Consider the following 11,358-nt stretch of genomic DNA (forward strand, 5'->3'; position numbering starts at 1 on the left):
TCTGCAAAATTGCTATAAATGAATCAATCAAAACTCCTATTGCTCATCTTTCTTTGTTTGAGTAATACCTTCCTTTTCGCCCAGGATAAATTCACTTTAAGTGGAACCATTCAAGAAGAAAAAAGTAACGAAACGTTAATTGGTGTTAATATTTTGTTTCCAAATCAAAAAACGGGAACGATCACTAACGAATACGGCTTCTACTCTATCACATTGCCTGAAGGCACCTATACTATTGTTTTAAGTTATGTGGGATACAGTGCCAAAACGGAAACCATAGTACTAAATAAAGACACTAAAAAAGACTTTACTTTAGTAGTATCAGCAGAAAGTTTAGAAGAAGTCATTTTAACCGAAAACGTCGAAAAACTCAGTATTAGAAAACCTCAAATGAGTGTGAATGCGCTAAGTTCTGCAACTATAAAAGAAATTCCCGTTGTACTTGGAGAAGCAGATGTTATAAAAGCCATTACTTTATTACCGGGTGTTACCAACGCAGGCGAAAGTTCTTCGGGTTTTAATGTTCGCGGTGGTGCTGCAGATCAAAATTTGATTTTGTTAGATGAAGCGACTGTGTTTAATTCATCACATTTATTTGGCTTATTTTCAGTGTTTAATCCTGATGCTATAAAGGATTTAAAATTATATAAAGGCGGAATTCCTGCGCGTTATGGTGGCCGGGTGTCTTCTGTTTTAGATATCTATCAAAAAGAAGGTAATAGTAAAGACTTCCATATGAATGGTGGTATTGGTCTAGTCGCTAGCAGACTATTAGCAGAGGGTCCAATTAAAAAAGATAAAGGCGCTTTTCTTTTAGGAGGAAGAAGTAGTTATGCCCATCTATTCTTACCCCTTTTTGACCTAGATAATGTCGCTTATTTTTATGATTTAAACACGAAACTAAGCTATGAGCTCAATGACAAAGATGCTATTTATTTATCTGGCTATTTTGGTCGTGATGTCTTTAATTTAACCGATAGCTTTAAAAATACTTACGGAAATACCATTGTGAATTTTAGATGGAATCACTTATTTTCTAACAAACTCTTTTCAAATATGTCACTAATCTATTCTGATTACTACTATGGCTTAAGTTTAGATTTCGTAGAGTTTAATTGGAATTCAGGCATACAGAATTTCAATTTTAAATACGATTTAAAACATTATTTAAGTGACACGTTCAAATTACAATATGGTCTTAATAGCATTTACTATAAATTTAATCCTGGAGAAATTGAACCATCGACTCCAACTTCGGGAATTAATTCTAGAAAATTAATAGATAAATATGCTTTTGAAAATGCTATTTATGTGGATGCAGAACATAAGGTTTCAGAAAAACTGACTTTAGCTTACGGTTTACGCTTAAGTTCGTTTTTAAGATTAGGTCAAAAAGAGTTAAATATATACGAAAATGATAAAGCCGTTCTTTTCAACGAAGATTTTCAAATTTATCAAAGTGCAGATCCAATTGGAACAGCGTCCTTTAGTAGGAACGAAACAATAAAATCATTTATAAATCTAGAACCCCGCTTTTCAGCGGCTTATCAATTATCTGAAAATTCTTCTGTAAAAGCAAGCTATAACAGAATGAGTCAATACTTACATTTATTAACCAATACAAGTTCTCCAACACCACTAGACGTTTGGACGCCTAGCGGAAAGTATATTAAACCACAATTGCTAGATCAATATGCTATTGGTTATTTTAAAAATTTCAAAGACGGAGACTATTCGTTAGAGGTTGAAAGTTATTATAAAACAGTAAAAAACAGAATTGATTATATAGATGGTGCGAATTTAATTGCCAATGATGCTATTGAACAAGTTATTTTAAACGGAAAAGCAAGAGCTTATGGTTTTGAATTATTATTTAGAAAAAATGAAGGCCGTTTAAAAGGCTGGCTTGCGTACACACTCTCTAAATCTGAACAAAAGACAGCAGGGAGAACCCCAAGTGAAACAGGCATTAACAATAATAGTTGGTACAATACTGGTTATGATAAAACACACGATATTTCTATAACCAGCAGCTATGATGTCTCAAAAAAGTGGAAAGCCAATACGAACTTTATTTTTCAAACAGGCCAACCTACAACGTATCCAAATGGTCAATATGAGTATAATGGGATAGTCATACCAAATTATAGTGCTCGTAATTCTACACGACTAACAAGTTATAATCGCTTAGATGTGTCTGCTACTTACACCCCAAAACCAGAAAAAAAAGAAGGCTGGCAAAGCCATTGGGTCTTTAGTATATACAACCTCTATAATCGTAAAAATGCAAACTCCATTTCTTTTGCACAAAATGAAGAAACCGGTCGTAACGAAGCGACGCGATTAGCAATTTTTGGTATTATTCCATCACTATCTTATAATTTTAAATTTTAAAAAAATGAAAAAAATACTCTATATATTTAGCTTTAGTGTCTTCATTTTTTCTTGTGAAGATGTCATTGAAGTCTCTGTCCCTAGTGCGTTACCAAGATTAGTCATAGAAGCCTCACTAAACTGGTTCGATGGCACTTCAGGAGAAACGCAAACGATAAAACTGACACAGTCTGCCCCTTTTTTCAATAACCAGATCCCTCCAGCTACTGGAGCAATCGTTACAGTTACTAATCAAGCCAATCAGGTTTTTAACTTTTTGGATAACAATTCAGATGGTAGCTATGACTGTCTCAATTTTGTTCCGGAACTTAATGAAACCTATACATTGAACATCCTTTATAAAAACGAATCGTATAGAGGAACAACAACGATGACTTCTGTCACGCCTATAGATTATATAGAACAAAATAATGAGGGTGGCTTTACTGGTGAAGACATAGAAATAAAAGCCTATTATACAGACCCCGCAAATGAAGAGAATTATTATTTCTTTGAGTTTAAAGAAGAACATGAAACTAATCCTTACTTAAATGTTTATGATGATGAATTCATTAATGGAAACCAAATTTTTGCTTTCTATTCCAATGGAGATACTGAATCAGGACACGAATTATCAATAAAAAACTACGGCATTTCAGAACAGTTCTACGACTACATGTTTTTATTACTGCAGCAAAGTGAAAATTCTGGAGGTGGTCCTTTTGAAGTACAGCCAGCAACGGTTCGCGGCAATTGTATTAATGTAACGAACCCTGATAATTTTCCGTTTGGCTATTTTAGAGCATCACAGGCCACAGAATACATCTATATCATTGAGTGATTTATTTAAATGTTCAATGCTATACTGGTCAATACTAGATTATGATTATTGCAAACTAATAATAATTAAGAGGATATTAACTTAAAGAGCGTCTTACAATTATTTTTTTTGGTTACTTTTGACGACCATCAATCAAAAAGCAAAACACATGAGTAAAAAAAGAATCACCTATATAATAGGCGTAATCGTCGTTATAATTATCGCTTATTCCTATTTTAATTCCAACAGCGAAAAAGATGCTTCGCTTACTGCTAAAGTAGTAAAAGGAACCTTTTTAAATGAAGTTTATATTTCTGGTGAAGCCCAATCTACAAGTTCAAAAAAAATTAACGGTCCTAGTAACGCCAGAAGATTTAATATTTATCAAATAAAAATTCAGGATTTAGTAGCTGAAGGTACTATTGTAAAAAAAGGAGATTACATTGGAAAACTCGATGCTTCAGAAGTTAACGGAAAAATTAATGAAGCTCAATTAAACCTAGAAAAAGCACAATCAAAATATACACAACAACAACTTGATACTACTTTAACCCTTAAACAAGAACGTAATTCTATTAAAGATTTGTTGTTTAATATTGAGGAGGACAGTTTAGAACTCGTGCGTTCAATATACGAACCACCCGCTACTATTAGATCGCTAGAAAATAAAATAAAAAAAACAGGGAGAGATTTAAGAGAAAAGAAGGCCGATTATTCTATAAAAAAGCGACAAGCCAATGCCAAAATGATTGAGGTAGGTACTGAAGTTTCTAAAATTAGTAAACAGATAGAAGAGTTATTTACCTTGCAAAAAGAATTCACGATTCATTCTGACGACGACGGTATGGTGACTTATGTAAAAGAATGGAATGGTACTAAAAAGAAAGTAGGCTCTACAATATCGCCATGGGAACCTGCAATTGCTAGTTTACCGGATTTAACAAAAATGGAGTCAAAAACCTACAGTAATGAGGTTGATATTAGAAAGATAAAAAAAGGACTGACTACAAAAATTGGGTTTGATGCCTTTCCTGATATAGAACTTGATGGCATAGTTACTGATGTAGCCAATGTAGGAGAAACTAAAGCAGGCTCTGATATTAAGCTCTTTCAAGTTTTAATAAAATTGAATGAAACCAACCAGAATATCAGACCAGGAATGACGACATCAAACAGAATACTAATCAATAAACAAGAAGACGTTTTGATGATTCCTTTAGAAGCTGTTTTCGCCAATGATTCCATTAGCTATGCCTATGTGAAATCAGGATTATCAATCGATAAAAGACAAGTAGAGCTAGGTCAATCTAATAACGAAGTTGTTATTATAAAGAAAGGATTAGCAAAAGAGGATATTGTTTATTTAAATAAACCAGAAGATTCAGATGATAAAAGTATAAAGCTATTAAAATAAAGATGATAGATAAAATACTTTTAGAAAAACTAAAATCTAATTTTAGTGAAGCTTATTGGTTTATTAAAACCAATAAGGTTAGAACCTTTTTAACAGCATTAGGAATTATTTTTGGTGTGGCTTCGGTAATTACGATGCTTGCTATAGGAAATGGTGCAGAAAAAGAAATATTAGCACAATTAGAATTAGTAGGTGTCAACAACATTGTTGTTACTCCTATATTAGATGAAGAAAATGAGGATGCCGAGGAGAATGATGAAAACGCTAGTAGCACTGAATCTAAACGATTTTCTAAAGGCCTTGATATATTAGACGCTATTAGCGCTCAAAAAAACATTCCTAGTATAAAGCTTGTTAGCCCAGAAATCATTTTAAACACTTATGTTATTAATGATGGTAGACAAAACTCTGTTAAACTCGTTGGCATATCTCCCGCCTTTTTTGAGTCTTCAAATATAAACTTAGAAAGTGGTAAAAGTTTTTCAGACTATCAAATTAAAAACGCTTTACCTGTATGTATTGTGGGGAAAAAAGTTGAAAAAAAACTATTTACTGGTGGAAGTGCGCTAGGAAAACAAATTAAAGTTAAAGACGTTTGGCTCCAAGTTATTGGTGTTATTGAAGAGAAATTAATTTCAGATAAATCACAAGAAAATTTAGGCATAAGAGACTTAAATGAAGACGTTTACATCCCCATAAACACCTTCTTAGTACGTTATAAAGATCGGAAAATAATTAGTGATAAGGTTGATGTTCAAAATAGGAATGAAAATGGTCCAAAAAAAAGGATTCCAAGAGGTAATTACCATCAAATAGATAAACTGACCGTGCAAGTTTCAAATACCAACGAACTAAAAGCGACGGCTGAAGTTTTAAGCAAAATGCTTAGACGTAGACATAATGATGTGTTAGATTTTGAAATAACCATCCCTATTCAACTTCTTAAACAACAGCAAAAAACAAAACAAATATTTAATATCGTTTTAATTATTATTGCAGGAATATCACTATTAATTGGCGGTATCGGTATTATGAATATCATGCTAGCTTCAGTATTAGAAAGAACCAAAGAAATAGGAATAATTCGCGCTATTGGAGCAACAGAAGAAGATGTTATTTTGCAATTCTTATCAGAATCTGTGCTCATCAGCGTTGGTGGAGGCATAATAGGTATTATTTTGGGTATCATTGGTGCTTATCTTATCGAAATATTTTCTGGAATAGAAACCGTACTTACCCTAAACTCGATCATGCTTTCTTTCTTTATAGCCGTAATTGTTGGACTCGTATTTGGAATATTTCCAGCAAAAGCTGCAGCTAAAAAAAGACCGATTCAAGCTTTAAGATCAGAATAATAAATTATGAAAAAAATTCTACTCATTATTATTGTAATTTTCCCATTATTCAATAATGCTCAGTCAAAGAAGTTAACCCTTACCGAAGCTATAGAAATAGCTAAGAAAAAATCACCAGATTATAAAATTAATCTCAATAGAAATCAAGCCAATTATTGGAGATTCAAACGGTACAAAGCCAGTTTTCTACCAGAGCTCAGACTTAACGCTGTTTTACCTGAATATAGAAATGCAGTTAGACGAATAACAAATGATGCGGGACAAGATATTTTTGTAAACCAAAACCAATTACTTATAGAAGGCGGATTATCTATATCACAAAGCGTACCTTTCACTGGAGGTACTTTATCTATAAACACAAACCTAGAGCGCGTTGAGCTTTTTGGACTTAATGATAATGTAGGCTATTCTGTAATTCCTTTTACGGTTAATTATTTTCAAAATTCAATGCTCTATAACCCGTTTAAATGGGATAAGAAAATTGAACCATTAATCTATGAAGAATCAAAAAGAGACTTCATAGAAAATATGCAACAAATATCAGTGAGTACTTCCCGTCGCTATTTTGAATTGCTTAAAGCACAAATGCAATTAGAAATTGCCGAAACTAATTTATCTAATCAAGATACCTTATTTCAAATTTCAAAAGGCAGATATAAAGTTGGTAAGATTGCAGAAAACGAGTTATTGCAAATGGAATTGCGCTTTTTAAATTCAAAAAATGCAGTGACTACAAATACTATTGAGGTAAAAAGAACCTCTCAAAATTTGGCGCGGTATTTAGAATTAAGCACAGAAGAAATAGTGCTTGATGTTCCAGAAGAATTACCACTTTTTGATGTAGATGCAGACAAAGCATTGAATGAAGCTGAATCAAATAGAAAAGCAGTTATCGAATTTAGAAGAAAACGATTAGAGGCCGAAAAGGAATTAGCGTTTCAAAAGGGAAATAATCGATTGGAGCTAGGCATCTCTGCTAATTTTGGTATTTCTCAAAATGGAGATGACTTCAACAATCTATTCAACAACTTTAACAAACAACAAAGTGTTAGAGTTACTGTTGGTATTCCAATATTTGACTGGGGTGTATCAAAATCCAGACGAAAAATGGCAGAGGCAAATTTAGATTTAACTAACAATAATATAAATCAAGACAAACAAGAGTTTGAACAAGAAATATACTTGCATGTTTTAAACTGGTCTAACCAAAGAGATTTTTTGTTCACTTCTGAAAAAGCGAAAGAAGTTTCAATGAAGCGTTATGAGATTTCAAAAAAAAGATATATTCTAAATAAAATAACCATTACAGATTTAAATATTGCTTTAGAGGAAAGGGATCGAGCTATTCTTCAGTATTTAAATTCTCTCGAAAAATTCTGGGGCGATTATTACATATTAAGACAACTTACTCTCTATGATTTTATAAATGACAAAAAAATAGAGGTTGAAGATATTCTTTATAATTAAAACTGTAGATTAATTCTTATTTTTGATACATGAGTTTTATAAAAACTACCGAACAAGAATCAAATTATAATCATCTAGAAAAGATGAGCATAAAAGAACTTCTTGTAAACATAAATAAGGAAGATAGTATAGTGCCTTTAGCGGTAGAAAAAGCATTACCACAAATTGAAAAACTGGTAGAGCAAATTGTAATCAAGTTAAAAGCAGGCGGAAGGTTGTTTTACATTGGTGCCGGTACTAGTGGCCGTTTAGGTATCGTAGATGCGTCTGAGTGCCCTCCAACATTTGGAGTCTCACATAACTTAGTTATTGGTATAATTGCTGGTGGAGATACTGCTATTAGGAAAGCAGTCGAATTTGCAGAAGACTCGACAACTCAAGGTTGGAAAGATCTACTAGCCCATACTATAACAGATAAAGATGTCGTGGTTGGTATTGCCGCATCTGGCACAACACCTTACGTTATACATGCGTTAAAAACATGTAATACAAAAAACATAACAACAGGTTCTATAAGCTGTAACGAACATAGTCCTTTATCGCTAACCGCTACTTTCCCAATTGATGTTGTTGTTGGTCCAGAATTCGTTACAGGAAGCTCTAGAATGAAGGCAGGTACCGCCCAGAAATTAGTACTTAATATGATAACAACGTCTGTAATGATTCAATTGGGCAAGGTTAAGGGTAACAAAATGGTGGATATGCAGCTCAGTAATCATAAACTGGTAGACAGAGGTGTAAAAATGCTCATGTCTGAATTACATATTGATAAAACATTAGCTAAAAAGTTACTAGCTGAACACCACAATGTCAGAGCCTCCATAAAAGCATATCATTCTGATGGAAACTAAACGAACAGACAAAGAAGTCTTAACAAAAGGCTTGAAAAAAATGGGGATTTCTTTGATATTAATGTTTTTAGGTCCAACTTTAATCTATGTTGCTTTTAGCAACCAAGAAAAACCCTTGTATATACCGTTATTACTTTTAGGTATTCTCTCTTGTGCCTTTGCCATATATTTTGCCTTTAAAGGTCTAAATACAATTCTTGACAGCATGTTTAAAAACAATAAAACTAATTTAGATTAGTTACTTTCTTTGGTGTTGTCGGATTATAACCAAAATCTGAATCATCAATAGTAATGTTCAAACGGTCTAAAATATAATTAATGATAGCATAATGATGAATGGTGTGGCTATTGCCCTGAGCTAATAAAGCCTCGTAGGTGTAATTAATTTCTATCTTTCCTGTTCCTAAATCGTCAATAACTACTAGTTCTTTATTATTTAAAACATCCACAGCCTTTAAACGGCTAATAATAGTATCAAAATACTTTATTGCTGAATCACAAGAGTTCTCAATGCAAGCTATGCGTTTCCTTGCTGTTAAATCAACACGTCCATCTTCTACATTCAAAGCACAATCATAAAAATCATAAATATGTCTTATGTGCGAACCTATACTAGAATAATATGGAGAAACAGAGGTGTCACTATACTTATCATCAGAAAGCGTAGATAATAATTTATGCGTTTTATTAAGGGTTTGTATAGTAGATTGGAGAATGCGGTTCATAAAACGAATTTAAAAAGAATAACTTTAATATTAAAAGAATCTTGTCATTAGTCTAAATATAAACAGCGCCTTACAGTTAAAAGCAGTTTATACTATAGAAAAAGATTATCTATTTTAATATAACAGCTTAGTACTCTTTCTGTCAGGACCGTTAGGACACATAAGTATTCGTCTACTAGTGATATGATTCCAAAAAAAAAGGTTTAAACAAAAAAAAAGTCCTAAACAACTAAATGTTTAGGACTCTCTAAAAAAGGCGACGACCTACTCTCCCACAAATGTAGTACCATCGGCGCAAATGGGCTTAACTTCTCTGTTCGAAATGGTAAGAGGTGAGCCCCATCGCTATAATCACCTTAACTCTTTCGGCGTGTGTAGTTATATTAAATAATCTACTTACCGTATAAAATAACATATTGAAAAAAGCACGTTATACGTGATTTACATGAAAACTAGAATAATGTATTGCACTCTACTTCCTAGCACTAAGCTTGTCGAAGTATATAAAAAAACAGGCGTACAATAAGCCTATGGGTTATTAGTATCACTCGGCTATGACATTACTGCCTTTACACCTATGACCTATCAACGTAGTAATCTCCTACGACCCTTTAAAGAAATCTCATCTTGTGGTGGGTTTCGCGCTTATATGCTTTCAGCGCTTATCCCTTCCCAACGTAGCTACTCTGCAATGCTCCTGGCGGAACAACAGATACACCAGAGGTTAGTCCAACTCGGTCCTCTCGTACTAGAGTCAGATCCACTCAAATTTCTAACGCCCACTGTAGATAGAGACCGAACTGTCTCACGACGTTCTGAACCCAGCTCGCGTGCCACTTTAATGGGCGAACAGCCCAACCCTTGGGACCTTCTCCAGCCCCAGGATGTGACGAGCCGACATCGAGGTGCCAAACCCCCCCGTCGATGTGAGCTCTTGGGGGAGATCAGCCTGTTATCCCCGGCGTACCTTTTATCCTTTGAGCGATGGCCCTTCCATACGGAACCACCGGATCACTATGCTCTACTTTCGTACCTGATCGACTTGTAGGTCTCTCAGTCAAGCTCCCTTATGCCATTGCACTCTACGCACGATTACCAACCGTGCTGAGGGAACCTTTAGAAGCCTCCGTTACTCTTTTGGAGGCGACCACCCCAGTCAAACTACCCACCAAGCACTGTCCCTTCATTGAAGGTTAGACTCTAGATAAGCAAAGGGTGGTATTTCAACAATGACTCCACAACGCCTAGCGACGCCGCTTCAAAGTCTCCCACCTATCCTACACATTACTTATCCAAAACCAATACTAAGCTATAGTAAAGGTGCACGGGGTCTTTTCGTCCCACAGCGGGTAATCGGCATCTTCACCGATACTACAATTTCACCGAGCTCATGGCTGAGACAGTGTCCAGATCGTTGCACCATTCGTGCAGGTCGGAACTTACCCGACAAGGAATTTCGCTACCTTAGGACCGTTATAGTTACGGCCGCCGTTTACTGGGGCTTCATTTGATTGCTTCGCCGAAGCTAACAACTCCACTTAACCTTCCAGCACCGGGCAGGTGTCAGGCCATATACGTCATCTTTCAATTTAGCATAGCCCTGTGTTTTTGATAAACAGTCGCCTGGACCTTTTCACTGCGGCCCATCCGAAGATGGGCGACCCTTCTCCCGAAGTTACGGGTCTATTTTGCCTAGTTCCTTAGCCATGAATCTCTCGAGCTCCTTAGAATTCTCATCCCAACTACCTGTGTCGGTTTAGGGTACGGGCTGCTTCTCTTGCTTTTCTTGGAAGTCGATTTGCTAGATTATCACCGCGACCGTAGTCTTAGTGTACTATCGAGGTGTTACCACTCTCTTCAACGCACAATTCCGTCTGTGCGCACTAACTTTTCGCCTCCGTCACTTTTAATGAGAGCAGGTACAGGAATATTAACCTGTTGTCCATCCACTACCCCTTTCGGGTTCGCGTTAGGTCCCGACTAACCCTCAGCTGATTAGCATAGCTGAGGAAACCTTAGTCTTTCGGAGTGCGGGTTTCTCGCCCGCATTATCGTTACTTATGCCTACATTTTCTTTTGTAGCTACTCCAGCATGCCTCACAGCACACCTTCAACGCCACTACAATGCTCCCCTACCACTTATTAATAAGTCCATAGCTTCGGTAATATGTTTATGCCCGATTATTATCCATGCCGAACCGCTCGACTAGTGAGCTGTTACGCACTCTTTAAATGAATGGCTGCTTCCAAGCCAACATCCTAGCTGTCAAAGCAGTTCAACCTCGTTTTTTCAACTTAACATATATTTGGGGACCTTAGCTGATGGTCTGGGTTCTTTCCCTCTCGGACATGG

At 35.4% G+C, this 11,358-nt stretch carries 8 protein-coding genes and 2 rRNA genes (1 of these 10 only partly in view); 7 read left to right on the top strand and 3 right to left on the bottom strand.

The window, feature by feature from the left end:
* The first annotated feature begins 18 nt into the window (after window positions 1–18).
* The 7 genes from GQ46_RS04500 to GQ46_RS04530 all read left to right on the top strand — a co-directional run bounded on the left by GQ46_RS04500 (window position 19) and on the right by GQ46_RS04530 (window position 8,518).
* A complete protein-coding gene (locus GQ46_RS04500; RefSeq protein ID WP_044398745.1) occupies window positions 19–2,394 on the top strand; it encodes a TonB-dependent receptor in 2,376 nt (791 codons plus the stop codon).
* Between the two features lie 4 nt (window positions 2,395–2,398).
* Window positions 2,399–3,214 carry a DUF4249 domain-containing protein gene (locus GQ46_RS04505; protein WP_044404547.1) on the top strand — a complete coding sequence of 272 codons (816 nt, stop codon included), beginning with the start codon at window positions 2,399–2,401 and terminating at the stop codon, window positions 3,212–3,214.
* 148 nt (window positions 3,215–3,362) lie between these two features.
* Window positions 3,363–4,607 carry an efflux RND transporter periplasmic adaptor subunit gene (locus tag GQ46_RS04510; protein ID WP_044398747.1) on the top strand — a complete coding sequence of 415 codons (1,245 nt, stop codon included), beginning with the start codon at window positions 3,363–3,365 and terminating at the stop codon, window positions 4,605–4,607.
* 2 nt (window positions 4,608–4,609) lie between these two features.
* Window positions 4,610–5,962: an ABC transporter permease gene (locus GQ46_RS04515; RefSeq protein WP_044398749.1), complete on the top strand. Its 1,353-nt coding sequence runs from the start codon at window positions 4,610–4,612 to the stop codon at window positions 5,960–5,962.
* A 6-nt stretch (window positions 5,963–5,968) separates the two neighbouring features.
* Entirely contained in the window at window positions 5,969–7,429 is a 1,461-nt protein-coding gene (locus GQ46_RS04520) for a TolC family protein (RefSeq protein ID WP_044398751.1), read from the top strand.
* A gap of 29 nt (window positions 7,430–7,458) precedes the next feature.
* On the top strand, window positions 7,459–8,280 hold the full coding sequence (gene murQ / locus GQ46_RS04525) for an N-acetylmuramic acid 6-phosphate etherase (RefSeq protein WP_044398753.1): 822 nt from the start codon (window positions 7,459–7,461) through the stop codon (window positions 8,278–8,280).
* Window positions 8,270–8,518: a DUF6095 family protein gene (locus tag GQ46_RS04530; RefSeq protein WP_044398755.1), complete on the top strand. Its 249-nt coding sequence runs from the start codon at window positions 8,270–8,272 to the stop codon at window positions 8,516–8,518. Before murQ ends, GQ46_RS04530 begins: the two co-directional genes overlap by 11 nt.
* On the opposite strand, the gene GQ46_RS04535 is transcribed toward GQ46_RS04530, so the two are convergent.
* From GQ46_RS04535 to GQ46_RS04545, 3 genes are all read right to left on the bottom strand, one after another.
* Entirely contained in the window at window positions 8,505–9,005 is a 501-nt protein-coding gene (locus tag GQ46_RS04535) for a DinB family protein (RefSeq protein ID WP_044398757.1), read from the bottom strand. The two genes, GQ46_RS04530 and GQ46_RS04535, sit on opposite strands and share 14 nt — an antisense overlap.
* Before the next feature lie 251 nt (window positions 9,006–9,256).
* Window positions 9,257–9,364: ribosomal RNA gene (gene rrf, locus GQ46_RS04540) — 5S ribosomal RNA — on the bottom strand.
* Window positions 9,365–9,523: 159 nt separating this feature from the next.
* Window positions 9,524–11,358: ribosomal RNA gene (locus GQ46_RS04545) — 23S ribosomal RNA — on the bottom strand (it continues 988 nt past the right edge of the window).

Source organism: Lacinutrix sp. Hel_I_90 (genome assembly GCF_000934685.1).
GTDB lineage: Bacteria > Bacteroidota > Bacteroidia > Flavobacteriales > Flavobacteriaceae > Lacinutrix.